Source organism: Agrobacterium sp. ES01, assembly GCF_050320885.1.
Taxonomy (GTDB): Bacteria; Pseudomonadota; Alphaproteobacteria; order Rhizobiales; family Rhizobiaceae; genus Allorhizobium.
Window position 1 is genome coordinate 289,292 of sequence record NZ_JBNQTH010000001.1, and the last position, 21,997, is coordinate 311,288.

At 57.4% G+C, this 21,997-nt stretch carries 23 protein-coding genes and 1 tRNA gene; 9 read left to right on the plus strand and 15 right to left on the minus strand.

What is annotated here, in order from left to right; genetic code table 11:
* Nucleotides 1-225: 225 nt before the first annotated feature.
* On the plus strand, nucleotides 226-465 hold the full coding sequence (locus ACQQ2Q_RS01505) for a hypothetical protein (RefSeq protein WP_428185252.1): 240 nt from the start codon (nucleotides 226-228) through the stop codon (nucleotides 463-465).
* Here ACQQ2Q_RS01505 and recO read toward each other — a convergent pair.
* Both recO and ACQQ2Q_RS01515 read right to left on the minus strand, forming a co-directional pair.
* Entirely contained in the window at nucleotides 408-1,166 is a 759-nt protein-coding gene (recO, locus tag ACQQ2Q_RS01510) for a DNA repair protein RecO (protein ID WP_428185253.1), read from the minus strand. The genes ACQQ2Q_RS01505 and recO overlap by 58 nt on opposite strands.
* 72 nt (nucleotides 1,167-1,238) lie before the next feature.
* Nucleotides 1,239-1,877, minus strand: a complete 639-nt coding sequence (locus ACQQ2Q_RS01515; protein ID WP_428185254.1) for a TetR/AcrR family transcriptional regulator — start codon at nucleotides 1,875-1,877, stop codon at nucleotides 1,239-1,241.
* Between the two features lie 220 nt (nucleotides 1,878-2,097).
* Between ACQQ2Q_RS01515 and ACQQ2Q_RS01520 the strand changes: the two genes are divergently transcribed.
* Nucleotides 2,098-3,186, plus strand: a complete 1,089-nt coding sequence (locus ACQQ2Q_RS01520) for an AbrB family transcriptional regulator (protein ID WP_428185255.1) — start codon at nucleotides 2,098-2,100, stop codon at nucleotides 3,184-3,186.
* A 6-nt stretch (nucleotides 3,187-3,192) separates the two neighbouring features.
* On the opposite strand, the gene era is transcribed toward ACQQ2Q_RS01520, so the two are convergent.
* The 8 genes from era to rpoZ all read right to left on the minus strand — a co-directional run bounded on the left by era (nucleotide 3,193) and on the right by rpoZ (nucleotide 10,007).
* Nucleotides 3,193-4,140: a GTPase Era gene (era, locus tag ACQQ2Q_RS01525; protein WP_428186457.1), complete on the minus strand. Its 948-nt coding sequence runs from the start codon at nucleotides 4,138-4,140 to the stop codon at nucleotides 3,193-3,195.
* Between the two features lie 9 nt (nucleotides 4,141-4,149).
* Complete coding sequence (gene rnc, locus ACQQ2Q_RS01530; protein WP_428185256.1) at nucleotides 4,150-4,863, minus strand: ribonuclease III; 714 nt, start codon at nucleotides 4,861-4,863, stop codon at nucleotides 4,150-4,152.
* Complete coding sequence (lepB, locus tag ACQQ2Q_RS01535) at nucleotides 4,860-5,603, minus strand: signal peptidase I (protein WP_428185257.1); 744 nt, start codon at nucleotides 5,601-5,603, stop codon at nucleotides 4,860-4,862. Before lepB ends, rnc begins: the two co-directional genes overlap by 4 nt.
* Before the next feature lie 99 nt (nucleotides 5,604-5,702).
* Entirely contained in the window at nucleotides 5,703-6,107 is a 405-nt protein-coding gene (gene acpS / locus ACQQ2Q_RS01540) for a holo-ACP synthase (RefSeq protein ID WP_428185258.1), read from the minus strand.
* Between the two features lie 10 nt (nucleotides 6,108-6,117).
* On the minus strand, nucleotides 6,118-6,705 hold the full coding sequence (locus ACQQ2Q_RS01545) for a DUF2062 domain-containing protein (protein ID WP_428185259.1): 588 nt from the start codon (nucleotides 6,703-6,705) through the stop codon (nucleotides 6,118-6,120).
* Nucleotides 6,706-6,810: 105 nt separating this feature from the next.
* A complete protein-coding gene (locus ACQQ2Q_RS01550) occupies nucleotides 6,811-6,966 on the minus strand; it encodes a DUF3563 domain-containing protein (protein ID WP_428185260.1) in 156 nt (51 codons plus the stop codon).
* A gap of 323 nt (nucleotides 6,967-7,289) precedes the next feature.
* Nucleotides 7,290-9,506, minus strand: coding sequence for a RelA/SpoT family protein (locus tag ACQQ2Q_RS01555; RefSeq protein ID WP_428185261.1), 2,217 nt, complete (start codon nucleotides 9,504-9,506; stop codon nucleotides 7,290-7,292).
* Nucleotides 9,507-9,605: 99 nt separating this feature from the next.
* Complete coding sequence (gene rpoZ, locus ACQQ2Q_RS01560) at nucleotides 9,606-10,007, minus strand: DNA-directed RNA polymerase subunit omega (RefSeq protein WP_428185262.1); 402 nt, start codon at nucleotides 10,005-10,007, stop codon at nucleotides 9,606-9,608.
* A 298-nt stretch (nucleotides 10,008-10,305) separates the two neighbouring features.
* Between rpoZ and ACQQ2Q_RS01565 the strand changes: the two genes are divergently transcribed.
* The 4 genes from ACQQ2Q_RS01565 (at nucleotide 10,306) to ACQQ2Q_RS01580 (ending at nucleotide 13,435) form a co-directional block, all read left to right on the plus strand.
* A complete protein-coding gene (locus tag ACQQ2Q_RS01565) occupies nucleotides 10,306-10,896 on the plus strand; it encodes an NYN domain-containing protein (RefSeq protein ID WP_428185263.1) in 591 nt (196 codons plus the stop codon).
* Nucleotides 10,897-11,022: 126 nt separating this feature from the next.
* Nucleotides 11,023-12,093: a bifunctional transcriptional activator/DNA repair enzyme AdaA gene (locus ACQQ2Q_RS01570; RefSeq protein ID WP_428185264.1), complete on the plus strand. Its 1,071-nt coding sequence runs from the start codon at nucleotides 11,023-11,025 to the stop codon at nucleotides 12,091-12,093.
* A 37-nt stretch (nucleotides 12,094-12,130) separates the two neighbouring features.
* The gene (locus ACQQ2Q_RS01575) at nucleotides 12,131-12,898 is read left to right on the plus strand and encodes an isocitrate lyase/PEP mutase family protein (RefSeq protein ID WP_428185265.1); all 768 of its coding nucleotides are present in this window, start codon (nucleotides 12,131-12,133) and stop codon (nucleotides 12,896-12,898) included.
* 249 nt (nucleotides 12,899-13,147) lie between these two features.
* Nucleotides 13,148-13,435 (plus strand): hypothetical protein, encoded by a 288-nt coding sequence (locus ACQQ2Q_RS01580; protein ID WP_428185266.1) that lies wholly within the window; start codon nucleotides 13,148-13,150, stop codon nucleotides 13,433-13,435.
* Nucleotides 13,436-13,500: 65 nt separating this feature from the next.
* Here the strand turns inward: ACQQ2Q_RS01580 and smpB are convergent, their stop codons facing one another.
* Both smpB and dapA read right to left on the minus strand, forming a co-directional pair.
* Entirely contained in the window at nucleotides 13,501-13,980 is a 480-nt protein-coding gene (gene smpB, locus ACQQ2Q_RS01585; RefSeq protein WP_428185267.1) for an SsrA-binding protein SmpB, read from the minus strand.
* A gap of 142 nt (nucleotides 13,981-14,122) precedes the next feature.
* A complete protein-coding gene (gene dapA, locus ACQQ2Q_RS01590) occupies nucleotides 14,123-15,007 on the minus strand; it encodes a 4-hydroxy-tetrahydrodipicolinate synthase (RefSeq protein ID WP_428185268.1) in 885 nt (294 codons plus the stop codon).
* Between the two features lie 218 nt (nucleotides 15,008-15,225).
* Between dapA and ACQQ2Q_RS01595 the strand changes: the two genes are divergently transcribed.
* The gene (locus ACQQ2Q_RS01595) at nucleotides 15,226-17,265 is read left to right on the plus strand and encodes a lytic transglycosylase domain-containing protein (RefSeq protein ID WP_428185269.1); all 2,040 of its coding nucleotides are present in this window, start codon (nucleotides 15,226-15,228) and stop codon (nucleotides 17,263-17,265) included.
* A 36-nt stretch (nucleotides 17,266-17,301) separates the two neighbouring features.
* Nucleotides 17,302-18,177, plus strand: a complete 876-nt coding sequence (locus tag ACQQ2Q_RS01600; RefSeq protein WP_428185270.1) for an alpha/beta fold hydrolase — start codon at nucleotides 17,302-17,304, stop codon at nucleotides 18,175-18,177.
* 92 nt (nucleotides 18,178-18,269) lie between these two features.
* Here ACQQ2Q_RS01600 and ACQQ2Q_RS01605 read toward each other — a convergent pair whose 3' ends face one another.
* Complete coding sequence (locus ACQQ2Q_RS01605) at nucleotides 18,270-19,340, minus strand: porin (protein ID WP_428185271.1); 1,071 nt, start codon at nucleotides 19,338-19,340, stop codon at nucleotides 18,270-18,272.
* 320 nt (nucleotides 19,341-19,660) lie between these two features.
* On the opposite strand from ACQQ2Q_RS01605, the gene ACQQ2Q_RS01610 reads away from it, so the two are divergent.
* Nucleotides 19,661-20,437, plus strand: coding sequence for a hypothetical protein (locus tag ACQQ2Q_RS01610; RefSeq protein WP_428185272.1), 777 nt, complete (start codon nucleotides 19,661-19,663; stop codon nucleotides 20,435-20,437).
* 25 nt (nucleotides 20,438-20,462) lie between these two features.
* Here the strand turns inward: ACQQ2Q_RS01610 and cysQ are convergent, their stop codons facing one another.
* On the minus strand, nucleotides 20,463-21,236 hold the full coding sequence (gene cysQ, locus ACQQ2Q_RS01615) for a 3'(2'),5'-bisphosphate nucleotidase CysQ (protein ID WP_428186458.1): 774 nt from the start codon (nucleotides 21,234-21,236) through the stop codon (nucleotides 20,463-20,465).
* Between the two features lie 238 nt (nucleotides 21,237-21,474).
* Nucleotides 21,475-21,564: transfer RNA gene (locus ACQQ2Q_RS01620), tRNA-Ser, on the minus strand.
* Between the last annotated feature and the right edge of the window lie 433 nt (nucleotides 21,565-21,997).

Genomic DNA, 21,997 nt, shown 5'->3' on the forward strand with positions numbered 1-21,997 from the left:
GGTCAAAATTGCCAACGACCGCTGCAGGCGGTCACGCCAAAGAGGAGGTTCGCGCAATGCGTGTTGTGTACCATCATGCCGCTTACTCCTGGCATCCTGTATCGCTTCGGCCGACAAAAAGCCCGATGCGAAATTTCTGTCGAATGTGACGGCGTACCGGAACTGATTAAATCGACATTCGTTACAAGGATGCCCGCGCGGATCGCGTAGGCGGGGAATAGCATTATGGAAAAACAAGTTGTTGAATATGCCGGCGTTCCTGTCGGCATCACCGTTCCAGATGGAGACCGGGTGAAATTTATTGCGGTCAAATTTCCAGTCATCGAACTGGACGGCGGCAGTTATTCGAGCATTACAGAACTCAGACGGGCCATTCACGCCCATATGTCATCGTCGAGCGGCAACGGTCAGACCGGTGCAGGCCCTGGCAACATGGCCGGCGGCAACACCTTCAATGCCGCCTGAAGAAAACCGTCTCGCGCCGTGCCGGGTTCCAGCCCGCGCGGCTCGTAGACATGTCTGGACAAAAAATATCCAGTCAGTCGAAAGGCATCGGACAGGCTGTCCCGGTTGGCAGACTTTGCCGCACCTGCCAGCAGAAATGGCGGCAGTGGCAGCATCTTGTCGGCCCAATTCGCGCCCGCGTCACGGCTGACCGCCCGTCCCGACTTTGGCGAGACATAGACGAGATCGCGTTCGGTGCCGGTCGCAGCGCATCGTGCAAGGTCAAGGCCGAAACCCAGATCGTTCAACACCGCGAGTTCAAACCGGATGAACAGTTCCCCGGCGGCGGCCGGTTCTCCCAGATTGTCCAGAATGACATCCAGCGCTTCATAAAGGTGCAGATGCGGGTCGCGCTCCGGCAAAAGGCGCAGCAGTGAGCCCAGTGCCTGCACGCCGTAGACGCCAAGCGCGCTTTCCATCAGCTCGCCCGCCCTCAAACGGACCGGCTCGATGCGATATTCACCCAGATGTTCATCCAGACGCGCGCGCCATGTCACATCCAGCCGATTGCCCGGCTGAAGAGCCGGTTGCAGTGTGCGGGACCGCCCGCCGCGAACGAGACCCAGATGACGACCGTGGGCGCGCGTCATCATCTCGGCGATCACACTGGATTCGCCGTGGCGCTTGACACCGAGAAGGATGGATTCGTCGCTCCACTGCATGGGTGTTTTCTACACCAGCGGGCGGCGGGACACAGTAAAAATCGACAGAGGTTCCGGTCCCGATCGATGTCGTCAGTTCGCAGCGTCGGGCTTCACCTTGGCGAGATAGTCACGCAATATGCCCCGCCATGCCTGCACAACGGAGTTCTTTGCCGGATAAGGCGCTTCCTCGGTCAGTTGCACATCCGCCTTCATGGCTTGCAAGATGACGGCTGCGTGGATGGCAGCGTCCGTCTCCACAAGCTCGCCGTTCCATAGACGGAGGATGCCGGCGATCCTGGCACGTATGTGACTGCGGAAGTGGCCGGGCCGCACAGATGGTCCCGTCCAGCGGGCATCGAGCAGTGACAGAGCAAGCTGGCGCTCGGCTGCGAGATTGCGGAAGACCGAGAGCAGGACATCCGTCAACTGGTCTGCTGTCAGCGCAGTGACTTGCGCCTCTATTTCGTCGAGCCGCTCGAATACGTGCTCGCCGTAGCGTTCGACCAGCGCGTCGGCCAGAAGTTCCTTGTTGGGGAAGAACTGATAGAGCGAACCGATAGCGGCCCCTGCCCGCGCCGCGATCTCCGTCATGGTGGCGGCATCGTAGCCGCGCTCCGCAAAGACTGCTGCTCCCGCCTCCAGAAGTTGGGCGACTCGGTCACGCCCACGCTTGCGCTGCGGCGTCTTCGCTTTGACTTCGGTTTCGGATATTGACTTTTGCGAGGCCATGCTCATATATCTTTTTGTGAGGACAACCTCACATACTATCTTGTCGAGATTGGGTCCAGCCCTTTCCAGAGCCCCACCATAAGGCCGCCTTGATGCGTCAACATCCCTCTCAGCCAACCGCCTTTTGCGCGACAGGACATGTCTCGCGACCCTTGCCGGCAGCGGCCAACGGACCACTGCGCCCACATTCTCTCAGGCGATAGCGGAGATGGAGACCCCGATGCCATTATCCAAGGAACATGTAGCCGACCCCGGTATCCTGACCAACCTTCCGGCCCAGGTCAGATGGGGACTGCTCCTGCTGGTCACCGTCCCGATCACGGGCCTGTTGGAATGGTGGCACATTCCAGCAGCCCTGCTGATGGGGCCGATGCTGACGGCAATCCTGTTTGCGACCAATGGCGCTCGACTGAATGTGTCTCGCATTCCCTATATCGCCGCCCACTCGCTGGTCGGCTGCGTCATCGCGCGTTCTCTCGATCCGGGCGTCATTCCAGCCTTCCTCGATGACTGGCCCATCTTCATTGCCGTGGTGTTGTCCGTGATCGGCGCCACGAGCGTGTTCGGTTATCTTCTGGCCCGCGCGGGTGCTCTACCGGGAACCACAGGTGTTTGGGGCACCTCTGCCGGTGGTGCGTCGGCGATGGTTCTGATGGCCGAGGCCCATGGAGCGGATGCGCGGCTGGTCGCCTTCATGCAATATCTGCGTGTCGTCGCTGTGGCTGCATCCGCCTCGCTGGTGGCTGCCTTCATATTTCACGCAAGTGGAGAGCAAAGCGCGCCGATAGACTGGTGGCCACCGGTAGACTGGATCGCCTTTACCGAAACGATCGTCGTCGCCATCAGTGCCAGCGCCCTGGGCGCAGCACTCAAGATACCGGCCGGGACGATGCTGCTGCCGATGATTGCCTTAACGATTCTAAAGAGTCTGGGCCTGATAGAGGTCGAACTGCCGATCTGGTTGCTGGCCGCCGGCTATGGCGTTCTCGGCTGGCGCATCGGGCTCGGCTTTACCCGGCGTATTTTGCGCCATGCCGCAAACGCTCTGCCGCAGATTGCTCTGTCCATCGTCGTGCTGCTCGCCTTCAGTGGCTTGCTGGCGATCATTCTGTGGAAGGGTCTCGGCATAGATCCGATGACCGCCTATCTGGCAACCAGCCCCGGCGGTCTCGACAGCATTGCCATTATCGCCGCATCCACACCAGTCGACATATCCTTCGTCATGGCGCTGCAGACGGTGCGGTTTGTGCTGGTGTTGCTGCTGGGCGGGCCAATCGCAAAATTCGTGGCCCGCCGTTTGCCGGCTTGATTGGAATCAGCCCTTGGGGAATTCCAGCCCCATCTCGCGGAAGCGGGCTGGGTCATCGCCCCAGTTTTCGCGAACCTTCACGAACAGGAACAGGTGTACCGGCTGTTCGAGGATCTCCGACATCTCCTTGCGGGATGCGGTGGAGATGGCCTTGATGGCATCGCCGCCCTTGCCCAGAACGATCTTCTTCTGGCTGTCGCGCTCGACATAGATCACCTGCTCGATGCGCACCGATCCGTCTTTACGCTCTTCCCACTTCTCCGTTTCGACGTGAGAGGCGTAGGGAAGCTCCTGATGGAGACGCAGAAACAGTTTTTCGCGGGTGATTTCAGCAGCCAGCTGGCGGATTGGCAGATCCGAAATCTGGTCTTCCGGATAATACCAGGGACCTTCCGGAAGACGGGCCGCCATGAAATCCATCAGATCGTCGCAACCGGAACCGGTGGTGGCCGAGATCATGAAAGTGCGCTCAAAGGGCACGATCTCGTTGACCGCCTGCGTCAGCTTCAACAGATCTTCCGGCTTCACCCGATCGATCTTGTTGAGCGCAAGGATCTTCGGCTGATGCACATCTTTCAGCGCTTCCAGGATCGACTCGGCGTCGCCGCGCAAACCGCGCTCGCTATCGATCAACAGAAGGATGACATCGGCATCCTTGGCGCCACCCCAGGCTGAGGTCACCATGGCACGGTCGAGCCTGCGCCTTGGCTTGAAGATGCCGGGGGTATCCATGAATACGATCTGGGTGCGGTTATGGATGGCGATGCCACGCATGACGGCGCGGGTCGTCTGCACCTTGTGGCTGACAATCGACACCTTGGCGCCGACCAGGCGATTGACCAGGGTGGACTTGCCGGCATTGGTCGCGCCGATCAAGGCAATGAAACCCGAGCGGGTCGGGGCCTCGCCGTCGGCTGACCCTTCAGCGGCGGAATGTTCTTCAAATTCTGTCATATCGTCCAATCAATCTTCGCCTGACGGTTGCCAGACGCCTTCGCGCTCCAGCAGGCGCGTTGCAGCAACCTGCTCTGCTGCGCGCTTGGAGCGTTCTACGCCCGTTTCGGGTGCAACACCCGGAATTTCGACAGTAACCGTAAAACGGGGATCATGATCCGGTCCGGAGCGATCATCAACCCTGTAGTTCGGGGTTACCGCATAATGGGCATGTGCCCATTCCTGCAATTCGGTCTTTGCGTCGCGCCGGGCCGCATCGGCCTTTGTGGCCCGGCTGCTCCAGAAGCGAAGGATAAATGCGCGGGCGGCCTCGAGACCGGCGTCCAGGTAGATGGCGGCAATCAGGCTCTCGACCACGTCGGCGCGCACATTCAGCATATTCTTGCCGGTCAGCTTTTTCACGTCCGAGCCTGTGCGGATAAAGCGATGAAGCTCCAGTTCGTCGGCAATCTGGGCACAGGTCTCGGCGCTCACCAGCTGGTTGAAGCGCACCGAAAGCTCGCCCTCTGTCGCCGTCAGAAAGGTCCGGAACAACAGTTCGGACACGCAAAGGCCGAGAACCCGGTCCCCCAGGAACTCGAGCCGCTCGTAGTCGCTGCCCTTTTGACGGCGCGCGCTCGAATGGGTGAGCGCGCGGTCCAGTCGCGTCTTGTCGGCGAATTCATGGCCAATCGCTGCCTCGACCTTGGCACGCAGTTCGGCCTGAGCGTTCGCCTTTGTCATTCAACAACCTTGAACAGACGGTCCCAGCGCATATTGGCAGGCCAGTTCCAGATTTCACGGAACGACGTGTCATTGCCAAGCGAGAAGAAGATGATCGAGGCGCGGCCGACCAGATTTTCCGCCGGCACGAATCCGACATCAAAACGGCTGTCGAGCGAATTGTCGCGGTTGTCGCCCATCATGAAATAATGGCCTTCAGGCACGATGAATTCACGGGTGTTGTCACCGCGGGAAAACTGGACCTGATCGAGCGTGTCATAGGTTTTGCCGTTGTCCATGGTCTCGCGATAGACCGGAACATCTTCGCCTGGATCCAGACGATAGTCCGAGGTGAAGGAACCGTCGGGCTCGCGCGGAACAGCCTTCTTGTTGATGTAGAGAACGCCGTCGATGACCTGGATGTGGTCACCCGGCAGGCCGACGAGACGCTTGATGTAATCGATCTCGGGATTTGGCGGGAAGCGGAACACCACGACGTCACCGCGTGTGGGCTCGCTTGCAAGAATACGGCCAGAAAACAGGTCAGGCGAGAATGGCAGCGAGTACTTGGAATAGCCGTAGGAGAATTTGTTGACGAAGATGTAGTCACCCACCAGCAGCGTCGGCATCATGGAGCCGGACGGAATGGTGAAGGGCTGGAACAGCACCGTTCGGATGATCATTGCCAGCAGCAGGGCCTGGATGATGACCTTTATGTTTTCCCACAGGGCGTTCTGTGACTTCTCAGCTCTTTCGGCCACGCGTCGTCTTCCTTTTTCTGGTAATTCAGCCCTGTCTAGTCGCTAACCGCTCTCGCGGCAACGGTAGAGACCGGCGAAAAGCATCTAACGCCTGCAGGCTCAACCGGCAACCGGTCTTGCCTCGATAATCACGAAGGCCTGCGCATAGGGGTGTTCATCGGTGATGGTCAAATGGATGTAAGGTTCGTGGCCTGCCGGCATCAGTTCAGCCAGGCGCTCGCCAGCGCCGCCGGTGAGGGACATGGTCGGCTTGCCGCCGGGAAGATTGACCACGCCCATGTCTTTCCAGAACACGCCGTTGGCAAGGCCGGTGCCGAGCGCTTTCGAACAGGCTTCCTTAGCCGCAAACCGCTTTGCATATGAGGCAGCACGGTTCTTGCGGCGATCGGATTTGTGGCGCTCCACATCGGTGAAACAACGATTGACGAAGCGATCTCCGAACCGTTCGATCGATTTCTCGATACGGGTGATGTCGATCAGATCGCTGCCGATACCAATGATCATGATGGGGGTCCTATACGCTGGCGATGCCGTCGATGGCCGCGTTGAAACGTTTTTTCGCACGTTCAGCCAGCCGTGCCTTGCGGCGTGCCTGGAAGCCGCGCACGGCGAAATAGGTGAAACTGTAGACAACGATGCCGCTGATCAGAGCCGGCGGTATGCAGCCAACGACCATGGGCTTGATGATAGGCCCCCAGAGCTGCGAAAGCTCGGCACGCTCAAACAGATGCCAGAGATTGATATGGCGATGGGGGTCCCCATGAGGGATACCGAGCATGCGGTTGCCAATCTCCCAGGTGGTGGCCCAGAGAAATGGAAATGTCAGAGGATTTCCAAAGCCTGTTCCAATCGCAGCAGCAATCATATTGCCGGCGATGAGATAAGCGATGGCGAAAGCGATGAGGAAATGGAAGCCGACGAAGGGGCTCCAGGAAGACGCCACACCCGCTGCAACACCGGCAGCAATGGCATGGGGAGAGGCTGTCAATCTCAAGATGCGCTTGACGATATAATGAAATGGTCGCGCGAATCCCTTGCGTGGCCAAAACAACCCACGCAGTTTTTCAAACAATCCGGCAGGCTTGCGTCGGCGAAAAAGCATGGGTCACATGTAGTGGAACAAAAGCGGCAATGACAAGGCCTCATGGCCGCTTGCATCCGGCTGCCGGGAATTATTTCCCGGCCGATCGATCAAGCTTTTGCGAGATCAGAAATTGTGGCGGCGGAACATGCCGCGATCAACCTGACGCTGACGATGCTCAAGGTCAACGCGGTCGAAGGAGTTGTTGAGATACTGGGTTTCCAGTTCATCGACGCTTGGGATGCGGAATGCACGTGCGAATTTGCGGATCGGTCCAAACATGGTTTCTTCCTTTCAGGATGTCCGTGTCTTGTCTGATCACCAATATAATGGTGCAACGCACAAATGACTATATCCGACTTGGTCACGCTGCCATGCGTCAAGCGCATAACGACGCCGAAAAAACGACCAATCTTTGTGCAAGTGACGCAATCGAATTAGGCGTATCGCCATTTCGCCGCTCTCAAAAGTAGCAAATTCGCCAGAAACACTGCCTTCCCGCAAAATTGCACGCAGCGCCCTTACCGACACAAAAGGCGACACAGTGAAATCGCGTATTTTCGCATTGCAGGTTCAGCATAGCTCCTGCGCTGCCACCTTGCAGGTCAGTCGTAGAGGCGCTTGATGGTAGAGATGCAATCCAGATCTTTCATCTGCGCAAGCAGCTGGTTGAGCTGGCGCAGGTCCCAGACTTCGATATCGATGGCCATTTCGGTGAAATCGGCAGCGACCCTGACCATTGTCAGGGTTCGGATATTGATATCGAGGCCGGCGATGGTCTGGGCGACGGTGGCAAGCGTTCCAGGCTCGTTGATCGCATTCAGCAGGATGCGGGCATAAAAGCGCGAGCGATTGGCCTCATCGAGGTCCCATCGCACATCGATCCAGCGATCGGGCTCATCGTAGTACTTCTCCAGGATGCCCGCCTGGATGGGATAGATGGTGATGGCTTTTTGATCTTCGACGATACCGACAATGCGGTCGCCCGGCACGGCACCCGAGGGTGAGAAGCGAACTTCGACCGGACCGGACAAGCCACGGATCGGCAGCGGCGCCAGCTCGAGGTCTGCGCCCTCGCCCTCCTTGGAACGCTCCGGCATTTTGAACATCATGCCCGTTGCGCTTGGCACGTGGAACCAGCCCTCGTCATTGGCCGGCTTCACCGTGACGCGCTCGTCCTGATAATCGGGATAAACGGCGCGCAGCACATCCAGCGAGGAGGTTTCGCCACGCCCGACCGAGGCGATGGCGTCTTCCACATCGCGCTGGCCGAGCCTGTGCAGCACAGGCTTCAGGGCATCGCGGGAAAAGATCTTGCCGGCACGCTCGAAGGTGCGCTCCAGAATGCGGTGACCGAGGCCGGCATATTGCTTGCGGATCGCCATGCGGGTGGCGCGACGGATGGCCGAGCGTGCCTTGCCGGTAACGACAATTTCCTCCCAGGCAGCCGGCGGGACCTGCACGCCCGAGCGGATGATCTCCACCTCGTCGCCATTGGACAGCCGTGTCACCAACGGCATGATCGACCCGTTGATCTTGGCGCCGACGGTGGTGTCGCCGATATTGGTGTGGACGGCATAGGCGAAGTCGATCGGGGTCGCACCGCGCGGCAGCGCGATCAGCTTGCCCTTGGGCGTGAAACAAAACACCTGGTCCTGAAACAGCTCCAGCTTGGTGTGTTCCAGAAACTCTTCCGGATTGTCGCCATCGGACAATTGCTCGATGGTGTGGCGAAGCCAGGAATAGGCATTGCTTTCCTTCGACAGCAGTTCGCCCTCGCCGCCCTCGCCATCCTTGTAGAGAGAATGGGCCGCGATACCGTATTCGGCAATGTCGTGCATCCGCTGCGTTCGGATCTGCAGCTCGATACGCTGCCGCGACGGACCGACGATGGTGGTGTGAATGGAGCGGTAGTCGTTCTGTTTGGGCGTCGATATGTAATCCTTGAACCGGCCCGGCACCACGCGCCAGCGAGTATGGACGATACCGAGCGCCCGGTAGCAACCGGGCACGTCGTCGACGATGATGCGAAAACCGTAGACATCGGACAGTTGTTCGAAGGAAAGCGATTTCGACTGCATCTTGCGGAAGACCGAATAGGGCTTTTTCTGCCGGCCCTTCACATGGGCATTCTGCAGACCGTTGGCGATCAGGAGTTCTTCCAGCTCGTCCTCGATCTTCTTGATCAGGCCTTCATTGCGTTGCGACAACTCCTCCAGCCTGTGGGTGACGGTCTCATAGGCTTCGGCATTGATATAGCGGAAGGACAATTCCTCCAGCTCGTCGCGCATATCCTGCATACCCATGCGTCCGGCCAGCGGCGCATAGATTTCCATCGTCTCTTCGGAAATACGGGCGCGCTTGTCGTCGCGCATATGCTCGAGCGTTCGCATATTGTGCAGGCGGTCAGCCAGCTTGACCAGAAGGACGCGGACATCATCGGAGATCGCCAGAAGCAGTTTGCGCAGGTTTTCGGCCTGCTTGGCCTTCTTCGACACGAGATCGAGTTTCTTGATCTTGGTCAGTCCCTCGACAAGGCGACCGATATCCTCACCGAACAGTTCGTCGATTTCCTGACGAGTGGCGCTGGTGTCTTCGATGGTGTCGTGCAGGAGGGCGACCGCGATCGTCGATTCATCGAGATGCATGTCGGTCAGAATGGCGGCAACTTCGAGTGGATGGGAGATATAGGGGTCGCCGCTGGCGCGCTTCTGCTGGCCATGCTTTTGCATGGCATATACATATGCCTTGTTCAGGAGAGCTTCGTTAGCATCGGGCTTATATTGTTGAACTCGCTCGACGAGTTCGTATTGCCGCATCATGCAAAGCCACTCCTAAAAACGAAAAGCGCGCCAATCTCTGAGATTGGCGCACAACAATAGCATCAGATATGCCCAGATTAGGGCAATAAATCTTGACGATTAGTAATCGTCGCTCTTTTCCGGTGGCACGAGGCCTTCGATGCCGGCCAGCAGGTCTTCTTCCGACATCTGGTCGAAGGAAACCGTTTCCGGCATGTCGTCGTCCTGATCGGCCTTGACCACATCCGAATTGGACGCGGCAGACGAGCCCATATCCTGTTCCGGCTCGTCGACTTCGACGTGCTTTTGCAGCGAATGGATCAGGTCTTCCTTCAGGTCGCCTGGCGACAGGGTCTCATCAGCGATCTCACGTAGGGCTACAACAGGGTTCTTGTCCTTGTCGCGGTCAATGGTGATTGCTTCGCCCTGCGAAATCTGGCGCGCACGGTGGCTGGCGAGCAGCACCAGCTCGAAACGATTGTCTACTTTGTCGATGCAGTCTTCAACTGTGACACGGGCCATGGCCTGTCCTTTTGTAACCGAGTTCTCATGGGATTGGGTGACGCGATACAATCAATGGACGACAAATTCAAGTTTTTCCTCAGATCGGCCTTGAGAAGCGCTATCCATGACACATTTAATATATATAAAGTTAAACTCAACCTATGCGTGCTTGGAATGCGACGTTTCTTGCTCTAAAGAAATTCCTTATATGATTAATTCATAATTTACGTGAGTTAATCATTACCATCATAGCAGTGAATTGTTTTTGGCCCGCTTTTGTCAATCGTGACGTTTTGTATGACGAGGAATTTTGGGAATGTTTGACCCACGCGAAAAAATCGGTCTTTTCATCGACGGTGCCAATCTCTACGCCGCCTCGAAAAGCCTCGGCTTCGATATCGATTATCGCAAATTGCTGAAGGCATTTCAGAAGCGCGGCTATCTGCTCAGGGCCTATTACTACACAGCGTTGATCGAGGATCAGGAATATTCCTCCATCCGCCCGCTGATCGACTGGCTCGATTATAACGGCTACAAGGTCGTGACCAAGCCCGCGAAGGAATTTACCGATGCCATGGGCCGACGCAAGGTCAAGGGCAATATGGATATCGAGCTTGCCGTCGATGCCATGGAACAGGCAGAGACGATCGACCATCTGGTGATTTTCTCCGGCGATGGCGATTTCACCACGCTGGTCGAAGCGCTTCAGCGCCGCGGACGCAAGGTGACTGTGGTCTCCACCATGGCCACGCAACCACCCATGATTGCAGACGACCTGCGCCGCCAGGCCGATCACTTTATCGATCTTATTTCGTTGAAAGCGGAAGTTGGACGCGATCCGGGCGAACGCATGCAACGTCCGGCACCGGCTGCGGTGGAAGAAGAAGAGGAAGAATTCGAGGATTGATGTTGAAATGCCGGCCGCGAGGCTGGCTGCAATCAGGCCACACGTTCTTTCGCGCGATGTAGCGGCTTTAAAAATCAACGCCTCTTTTTCGGCGGCATGGTCGGTGAAATCGGCTAAAGTCACGCCATGCTGCTTACTCGCCCCACAGATGACACCTATTATGACGCGCTGATCCAGCGCGATGCCGCCTATGACGGCTTCGCCTATGTCTGTGTCTCGTCCACCGGCATCTTCTGCCGTTTCACCTGCCCCGCCCGCAAGCCAAAGCGCGAAAACTGTATCTTTGAGGAGACCGTCGGCGTCTGCCTGGAAAAAGGGTTCCGTCCGTGCAAGCGCTGCACTCCGATGCTCAGACTCAAGGGTCACGATCCCATTGTCTCGCGCCTGCTGTCTGCGCTTGATGCCGAGCCGCAGCGACGCTGGTGCGAGGCCGATATCGAGGCTATGGGGCTGGATCGCACCACGGTGCGGCGCGCCTTCAAACGGCAATTCGGCATGAGCTTTCTGGAAATTGCCCGGCTTCGCCGTGTGGGCAAGGCCGCCGAGAGCCTGACCATTGGTGCCGATGTGATCGATGCCCAGCTCGACGCCGGATATGATTCCGGTAGCGGCTTTCGATCCGCCATCACCCAGCTCTTTGGCGATGCCCCTGCGCGGATGAAGGGCAAGCCGCTCCTGAAAGCCGACTGGATCGAGACACCGATTGGCCCATTGATGGCGATTGTTTGCGACCACGCTTTACATCTTTTGGAATTCATCGACCGCCCTGCCCTGCCAACCGAAATTCGCCGACTGCAGAAAAACAGCAGCTGCGGTATCGTGATGGGGTGCACCGGGATCACAGAGCAGATAAGGCGCGAATTGAACCGTTATTTCGATGGCCATGACGATGGTTTCGAGACGCGGATCGGTGGCCATGGCACGCCATTCGAGCGGCAGGTCTGGGAAGAATTGCGGCGGATCCCGCCGGGTACCCAGCGCAGCTATTCCGACCAGGCAAAGGCAATCGGTCGCGATAGCGCCGTGCGTGCCGTTGCCCGCGCCAACGGTGCCAACCAGATCGCCATCGTCATCCCCTGCCACCGGGTGCTGGGCGCCGACGGTTCTCTGACAGGCTATGGTGGCGGCCTGTGGCGCAAGAGATGGCTTCTGGAGCACGAAAAACGCATGATCGCCCGGACACACAGGTCAATTTAAAGCATCTATTGCGAACTGAAAGAGATTGGAACTGACCTTGAGCGCTGACAAAGCAAAGACATTCGCCGCCCTTCACGTGAAGGGAAATCCGCTCGTGCTCTACAATATATGGGATGCCGGATCGGCAAAGGCCGTTGCAGAGGCAGGAGCGCCGGCCCTTGCCACCGGGAGCTGGTCTGTTGCCGCAGCCCATGGCTATGCCGATGGGGAGAGCATTCCACTCGATCTGGTTGAAACGGTCACGGCGCGCATAACGGCGACAGTCGATCTGCCGCTCACGGTGGATTTCGAAAGCGGATATGCGCTCGATGCCGAGGCGGTGGCTGCCAATGTTCTCAGAATCATCAAAGCCGGTGCCGTCGGAATCAATTTCGAGGACAGCTTTGACAATGAAAGCAGGATGCACAGTGTCGAGCGACAGGTCGCCTGCATCAAGGCGATCCGCGCCATGGCGCTCGCTGAAGGGGTCCCGCTCTTTATCAACGCGCGCAACGACTATTTTCTGGCCGAAACTAATGCTGAGCGCCACCCGGATCTGATGCCGGATGCGATTGCGCGGGGGCTTGCCTATACGGAGGCTGGCGCTGACGGGTTCTTCGTTCCCGGACTGGCTACAGAAAACCTGATCGCCGAAATCTGCGGTGCAATCGCCCTTCCCGTGAACATCACGGCGATGAGCACGGCAGCGTCGACCGAGACGCTCGCCAGACTTGGCGTTGCAAGGATCAGCCATGGTCCCCGTCCCTACCGAAAGGCCATGGCCGCCATCAAGGACGCTGCGGCATCGGTTTACGGGGCGGCTTAGCCCTCTCGAATCACGGCATAGGCACGTAAAAACGCACTGCTTTCCCGCAAAACATCATCATCCGTGATGCGAGACATTCCAAACATTCGCTGGACCGATTGACGCAGTGGCGGCATTTTCGCGCCGCATCCTGAGCCGACGATTATTTTCCGGCTCTCCGTCGAACCTCCAACCCAGACCTTTGCCCTGCTGCTCAACCGAGAGGCGGGCTACCCCTCTTTGCGCCTGATTTTTGAAAGGAACAGGACCATGAGCTCGATAGACCAAGACATCACCGGCCCGCTTGCCTCTGCCGCTCGGACACTGCGCAGCTGCATCCGTTCTCCAGTGCGCGTATTGGTCTGGCTCTATCGCGTCATGAACCGAGGATATCGAGTGAATCGTCTCGTCGATGTCGACGAGCGGCAATTGCGCGATATCGGACTGTCAGGGGATGGCATCAACGCGTGTTCGCACGCTTTGTTGCGCGCGCGGCGCAATGCGGCGTCTTCCGAACGGGCATCGCTCTTATTGCTGATGGGGCGAAGCGGCCTTTAACAAAGACCTGCGAGCGACCGGCATATTCAATTCAGTGGATATGCCGGCAATATCAGGAGATGGGTTCAACCCGAATTCTTCAGAATACGGGACTTCTGCCTGTTCCAGTCGCGTTCCTTGGCGGTCTCGCGCTTGTCGTGCAGCTTCTTGCCCTTGGCAAGCGCCAGTTCAAGCTTGGCCCTGCCGCGTTCGTTGAAATAGATCTTCAACGGCACCAGTGTCATGCCTTCGCGATTGATCCCCACCCGCATGCGGCCGATCTCGCGCTTGGACAGCAGCAGTTTGCGGCGACGGCGCGGTTCGTGGTTGAAGCGGTTGGCCTGGAGATATTCCGGAAGATGAGAATTGATCAGCCAGATCTCGTCGCCTTCGTCCGAGGCATAGGATTCGGCGATATTGGCCCTTCCCTCGCGCAAGGCTTTGACCTCGGTGCCAGTCAGCACCAGGCCGGCCTCGTAGGTGTCCATGATCTCATAGTTGAAGCGTGCCTTGCGGTTTTCCGCAACGATCTTTTTGACCACACGCTGGCTGCCCTTGGGTGCCATGATACCGATCCATTCTCCCGGAATGTCTATTTTCGCCCTGTTGCAAACGCGCCGGGGCTCATGATTGTTTCTATGTAGTGTCGATCAGCGGCAAAGAAAAGGCGGACAGAGCCAAGGCTGTGCCCGCCCTCTCATTATACACTCAGTTCAGAAGTCCGGCATTCTTCAGCGCGGCATCGATGGCCAATGCCGTCGACGGTTCGACCGACGGCACCAGCGGCGAGCGCACGGTGAACTTCATGCGGCCAAGCTTTGACAGCGCATATTTGACGCCACAGACACCCGGCTCGAGGAAGATTGCCTTGTGCAGCGGCATCAGGCGATCCTGATAGTCGAGCGCCTTTTTGAAATCGCCGGCGGCCGTCGCCGCCTGGAATTCGGCACAGAGACGCGGAGCAGCATTGGCGGTCACGGAAATGCAGCCAACGCCGCCATGGGCATTGAAGCCAAGCGCGGTTGCATCTTCGCCGGACAGCTGGACGAAGTCCTCGCCGCAGGTGATGCGCTGTTCGGACACGCGCTCGATCTTGCCGGTCGCATCCTTCACACCGACAATATTCTTATGCGCCTTGGCGAGCGCGCCCATTGTCTCCGGTGACATGTCGATGACGGAGCGCGGGGGAATATTGTAGATGATGATCGGCAGCGAAACGGCATCGGCGATGGCCGAGAAATGCGCAATCAGGCCCTTTTGCGTAGGCTTGTTGTAATAGGGCGTAACCACCAGCAGTGCATCGGCACCCGCCTTTTCGGCATGCTGAGCAAGCTCAATCGCTTCGCGTGTATTGTTGGATCCCGCACCGGCGATCACCGGCACGCGTTTTTTGGCAATTTCGATGCACAGTTCCACCACCCGTTTGTGCTCGGCATGGGACAAAGTTGGCGATTCGCCTGTTGTGCCCACCGGTACGAGACCGGACGAGCCTTCAGCGATCTGCCATTCCACATGAGCGGCAAATGCAGCTTCGTCGACACTGCCGTCTTCGGCGAAAGGTGTGACGAGCGCGGGCATGGAACCCTGGAACATGCAAGAAACTCCCTGACGGCCGAATTCATTGTTCAGCCGCATTCATCGGTTACGAGGCGCACAGTTCATTTTGCCCCCTGACGGCGACAAGCTGGCGTGCCCAAGGCTTTTAAGCGAGAAATCGCCAACGTAAAAGCCCGAAATCTTTCGGATGTGGTATGCTTCGGCCAATCGCGTTGCACCGGGCGGCAGAATGCCATGCCGCTTCAAGGAGCCCCATGACACGCCGTGTTTGTCTTGCATCCGCAATTGCTATCTGGGTCGCCTGCGTTGCCCCGGCTGTGGCTGAAGATGCGCTTGGCTTCGTACCGGTTCCATCTGTCAAACCGCCTGCCCCCTTTGCCGAAAGCCTGTCCGACCATGGCGCGCCAATTGCGCCCGTCAATAGCGATCTGAAGGCCGGTCTGGACGCCCTTTCCAACAAGGACGGTGCTCAGGCACTCTCCATCCGAAACGGCATGAAACAATCGCTCGATCGCCATATGCTGACATGGTCGATTGCCATGTCGGGGCTCAGCAGCGTTCCATCCGCAGACATTGCCGCTGCCCAGCGCGAGTTGAAGACCTGGCCCGGTCTGGCAGCCCTTCGGGCCAATTCGGAACGGGCGCTCTACCGGGAAGATCCGCCGGCGGATCAGGTGCTTGCAGCCTTTGGCAGCAGTCGCGCCGAGACGGTTGAAGGAACCATCGTTCTTGCCAAAGCCGAGCTTGCCAAAGGCGAAAAGACAAAAGCACGCGCGCTTATCCTTCGTCTGTGGCACGGCGACGCCCTCAACACCAAGCTCGAGGACACAATCCTTGACGCCTTTCCCGGTCTGCTATCCGTCGAAGATCACAAGGCCCGGATGGACTATTTGCTCTATCGCAGCCGCGTGACCCAGGCGAAACGCTTTTCGCAGTTGGGTCAGGCAGCGTCGCTCTATAATGCCTGGAGTGCCGTCATCAATCGCTCGTCCAGGGCAGATGAGCTGATCCAGGCGGTGGACAATCTATGGGTCAATGACCCTGCATATCTTTTCATCCAGATTGAGAACCTGCGGCATCAGGACAAGTATGACGAGGCGGCAGCGCTGCTGGCCAAGGCGCCGCACGATCCGAAAAAGCTGATCAATCCCGGCGAGTGGTGGAACGAACAGCGCATCACCGCGCGCGGGCTGGCGGATGATGGGAAATTCAGCAAGGCCTACCGACTTGTTGCCAACCATCTTGCCACGGAACCGACCGATATTGTTGACGCAGAATTTCACGCAGGCTGGTTTGCGCTGCGCGGGCTGGATGACACAAAGGCGGCAGCCAGACATTTCAGCAAGATCCTCAGCGTCTCCAGCGGGCCGATCTCAGCCTCGCGTGCCTGGTATTGGCTGGGCCGAACGGCAGAAGAGGCCGGCGACAAGGCCAGAGCGACGGCCAATTTCGGCAAGTCCGCCAATTTTCCCAGCACATTCTATGGCCAGCTCGCGGCAGCGCGTCTCAAGCAATCCAATTTGAAGATAGATTATCCCGCGCCGAATGAAGCGGAGCGCACCCGATTCGGACGCCGCGAGGCAGTTCAGGCCATTTCGCGTTTCGAGCAGGCGGGGCATGGCTGGCGCGCGGCCAGCCTTTATCGCGCACTTGCAAACGAACTCGATTCGCCCGGCGAGCTTGCTTTGCTGACGGCCAAGGCAGAGAAATCCGGCGATCATCAACTGTCTTTGCAGATCGGCAAGATCGCCTATGGACGCGGTATCGATGTGCCGGCGCTTGCCTTTCCGATCGGCGTCATCCCTGCCAGTGCCAATATTGCGGGCTCGGGCACGGCCCTGGCCTACGCCATTGCGCGACAGGAAAGCGCGTTCAATCCGGCAGCCGTTTCGCCTGCCAATGCCCGCGGACTGCTGCAATTACTGCCGGGAACCGCCAAGGGTGTCGCCCGTCGGCACGGAATTGCCTATTCGCCGGACAGACTGACCAGCGATGCGGGATATAATGCCACGCTCGGGGCGCATTATCTGGGCGAGCAGATCGACAGTTTCGGCGGATCCTACATCCTGACCTTCATTGCCTATAATGCTGGCCCAAAGCGGGTTCCGCAGTGGATTGCCCGTTACGGCGACCCGACGGGCCGGCCCATTGACGACGTGGTGGACTGGATCGAGCGCATTCCCTTTCCCGAAACGCGCAACTATGTGCAGCGGGTGATGGAAAACTACGAGGTCTACAAAGTGCGGCTTGGCCAGAAGGCCGAAATCGAGCACGATCTGCGCTATGGACGCTAGCTCATCGCGTGAAGCGTCCAGTCATTGGAGGATTTCATGGGTCAGCAAAGTGGTTTCAGCGAGGAATATTATGACAGCAGCGATGGACTGAAGCTGTATGCCCGGATCTACGGTGATCCGAAGGCCACCCGAACCATTGTCTGCCTGCCCGGATTGACCCGCAACTCCCGCGACTTCCATGATCTGGCGGTGCAGCTGACTGACAGGGACAGTTCTTGCCGCGTGATCACACTCGATTCGCGGGGCCGCGGGCTCTCAGGCTGGGACGACAACAAGCAGAACTACAATCTCGTTGTCGAGGCAGGCGATGTCCTGACGGCCTGCGCGGCATTCGGTGTTACCAAAGCCAGTTTTATCGGCACGTCGCGCGGCGGCTTGATCCTGCATCTGCTGATCGCCATGCGACCGGAGCTGATTGAGTCGGTTGTCTTGAACGATGTCGGGCCGGAACTTGGCATCGAAGGGCTGCGACATATTCAAAGTTATCTGACCTCGCCTCGCCCCGCCCCCAAGGACTGGGAGGAGGCCACGGCTTATGTTCGGGATAACCATGGCGCTGAATTTACGGCACTTTCAGCGGATGATTTCCGCGATATGGCAGCGGCCATCTACCGCGAGGTGGATGGCATGATCCGTCCCGATGTCGATCCGGCGATCGCGCGCCAGTTTGCCGATCTCGACCTCAGCAAACCGCCATCGGATCTTTGGCCGCAATTCGATAAGTTTGCGGGTCTGCCCGTGATGGTGGTGAAGGGGGAGAATTCCAAGCTGTTGACGGAGGGTATTGTTGCGCGGATGGCCGAAAAGCATGCCGGGCTTACGGTTGTGATCGCCGAAGGACAGGGCCACGCGCCGGTCTTGCATCTGGAAGGGATCGGCGCGGCGATTGGAGATTTTGTCTCGGGCGGCTGATCACGGGTCAATGTAATCAAAGCTCCAACCATAGAATGCAAAAAGCCCGGCCTATGAGGCCGGGCTTTCCGTAATCAGATCAGGAGATCAGATTAGAACGAACGGGTCAGGCGGAAGAAGCCAGACCAGTCGCCGTCGGAACCGTCTTCGTCGTAGTAATCGACAGTCGAAGACAGCGTCAGGCCGCTCGTAAGTTCGTAAGAGGCAAGCAGGCCCGCACCCCAAGCGTCGACACCACTTGCGAAGCCAACATCCGACCAATAGTTAACCGAAGGAGTGATCGTAAACTTTTCGGTCGCCTTAAAGCCGTAAGCGGCACCGAGGGTCCACTCTGCGTCCGAAGCATAAACCGACGCGCCGGAAGCATAGGCACCATAAAGCTCAAACGTACCCGGGCCAACGCCAGCGGACAACTGAGCTGCGATAGAACCTTCTTCGGCGCCGAAGTCATACACGCCATAAACGCCGAGGCTTGCCGGACCGAACGCGGCCGAAACCATGCCTTCGATACCAACTTCGTCTCCGGTGTAGCTTTGCGAGAGATCGTCAATGCCGACGCCTACGCTGAAAGCATCCGACGAGTAAGTGTAGCTCGCCAAGAAGAAGGTGGTCGTATCGGTGAAGTAATCGTTTTCACCAGAGATGCCGATGTCATCCCAGAAAGAGGTCGTATAACCGGTTTTGAAACCACCGACCGTGATATAGGCAGACCGGACATAAACGTCGTTGTCAAATCCACGCTGATCAGGAGCGCCAAGAGTCGAGTTGTACGCCCAAGGACGTGCACCGTCCATGTTGGCTTCAATGCCGATGAAGGCACCGATGACACCGATTTCGGAGTCGGCCTTGGTATCAAAGTCTACGCGAGCACGCAGTTCGTAATCCCAGGTTTCGCTGTCCTGGTCCGCACTGGACGTCGCACCGGCAGCGTAATCCGTATCGTCATAGGCATCACCGAACTGCAGAGTCGCACGCACTTCGCCGCCGATCTTGAGGCATGTTTCAGTGCCAGGGATGTAGAAGTAGCCGGTGCCGAAAGCGTCGCAAACGCGAACGTATTCCATAGGCTCAGGAGCAGCAGCGACGATGGCGTCAGCGGCCTGCGCGCCAGAAACTGCAGCAAGTGCGGCAGCGGAACCGAGCAAAAGGCTCTTGATGTTCATTATTGACCTCCAGTCAATTATGAGCATCGAAGGGTCGCTAAAATCCAAATATATTCATATAAATCATATACTTGATTAAAAAATCTCAAATCTGAGGTCGACGAATGATTTGCTGTCGTCAATCCGTTTGCGAACAAACGTCAATTTATGATTGTGTCACTTGCCGCGAAGACGCTAACAACTATCGCCATAGCAATTGATTTTGGGTTGGGGACAACGTGGACAGAATTCGCGGTAGGGATATCAAAAAGTACATACGCACAAATTTGCCGTTTTTTTCGCGACGACGTTGGCGGAATGCAATTAACTCAGCTCGATTGGTGAACTACGATCTCTGTTCGGCTCTACCGCTCTATGCGCCGCATAGCGGCGGAAAATACATTGACCGTGCGCGGATGACACTTGCCACGGCCGAGCACATATTCCCCGTTTTCTCAAAGTTTGCTGCTAAAAGACTCGCATCCTCTCTCCCCGAGTTGGCGTCTGTCGCGACGTTTGAGGATAGATCCCAACGAGGCAAGGAAAATACGGAAAAGCTCCGTAGCCTTTTAACGGACTACGGAAGCGACAAAGCAACAACGCACGACTACCATCTTTTTTATGCGTCCCTGTTCAAAGATCCGCTGACTGTCACCTCTGTATTTGAGGTCGGTCTCGGCACGAATAACACCCATGTAATCTCTAATATGGGCCGCTTCGGCAAACCTGGAGCCTCGCTGCGCGCATTCCGCGACTACTTCGCTAATGCGAAGATTGAGGGAGCAGATATAGATCGAGGCGTTCTATTTCAAGAAAGTCGAATACACACACATTGGGTTGACCAGACTGCGGCCGAGAGCTTCCTGGACCTGAATATACCTGAAGACAGTATTGATCTTGTGATCGATGACGGGCTGCATTCGCCAGATGCCAATCTGACCACGCTTTCCTATTTTCTCAATAAGATCAAAGTTGAAGGGTGGGTTATTATTGAGGATATAGCCCCCGAAGCGCTTCCATTCTGGCAAGCGGTCGGGCCTCTTATGGCACCGGACTTTGAGGTGCATATCATTGAGGCACGGCGCGCTTTGATGTTCGCGGTAAAACGTCTGCAATAAGGGGACCCCAAAATGCGTCGCCCTTTCAGGCACCCCGGGCGATAAAAAACGGATTGGCAAAATCGCAATCGGCCGCCTGGTTTCGCTTGCCATAGACAAGCGGATGTCCGTCGAGAGTGGTTGTCAGGCCACCTGCAGCGCGAAGCACGGCGTCGCCGGCCGCCGTATCCCATTCCATGGTGCGGCTATAGCGGGGATAAACATCCGCTTGGCCTTCGGCTAACAAACAGAATTTCAGCGATGAACCAATGGATTTGCAGCCGCTGATGCCGTTGTCACGTAGAAAAGCGTCAGTCTCCGCACTGTTGTGGGAACGGCTGGCAATTGCGATAACAGGCAAACAGCTCTTTCTAGCCTGGATCGGATGGCGCTCAGTCACGTCAAACTGGCCAGTAATGGTCAGTTTTTCCGCCCCACTGGCCGATCCCAGATAGGCAACGCCCTTTGCCGGCGCATAGACCACGCCCATGATCGGCGCCCCATTCTCTATAAGGGCAATATTGACTGTGAAATCGGCGTTTCGATCGATGAATTCCTTTGTCCCGTCGAGCGGATCAACCAGAATAAAGCGACCACTGCCAATATCGGGAACATGACCGGCGGCAACGGCTTCTTCGGCCACGACGGGTATATCAGGGAAGGAATCGGCCAGGATGCCCAGAATAATGGCCTCTGCACGGTTATCAGCATCGGTCACCGGCGAGCAGTCAGCCTTCAAGGAAATATCCGGCCCAGCCTCGTAAACCTCAAGAATGGCGCGACCGGCCAGAAGCGCCGCCCGCTCGAAAACGCTGATCATGACCGCCTTACCAGCTCCCGGCTCTAACCCGCCAACAATGGTGATATGCGGATACAGCACCTGCTCCACACGCCATACCTATTATCCGTATCGAGACGCCGCTGTTCAATGGTCTATCTGAAAACACCGGGAATCAACGCAGCAGCCAAGGCGCAACGAGATATGTGCGGCGTGCCCAAATCGTAAAAAGAGCCGGAAAACCGGCACTTTCGAGCAGACTATATGAATGCTGGGGTTATGGAGGAGAGGAAGGGATTCGAACCCTCGATACCATCTCTGGTATACTCCCTTAGCAGGGGAGCGCCTTCGACCACTCGGCCACCTCTCCGGTGACGCCTGATTATTGCGTCGAAACTACGAATGCAAGGCTTTTTAACCGGCTACCGCTTTTTCCACCGCAAGAGGCGAGGAACGCCACCCCGCACCGTCCACATTGAGTGAATCACCGACGATCGCCGCGATGGAATGAGGCGACCGAATCGCCGAAGCCAGAATCAGCGGCGATTTTTTTCCAGTGACTCGGGCCGAAATCTCTCTTCAAACGACAAAGGCCCTGAAAAAAGATCATGGCTCACTTATTCCCGGGGAGCGCAAAACCAAAACGCAACAGTTAGCAAACGCCGCAATTCCGGGCTTCTCTCCGCATGACGGCATAGCCGTCTATTATATATAGTGAAACAGCGGCCTTCCATCTGCAGCTTCGGTCGTGAGCGTAAGTGCTGAAAAAACAAAGCCTTTCTTAACAATCAGTAAACAGATCA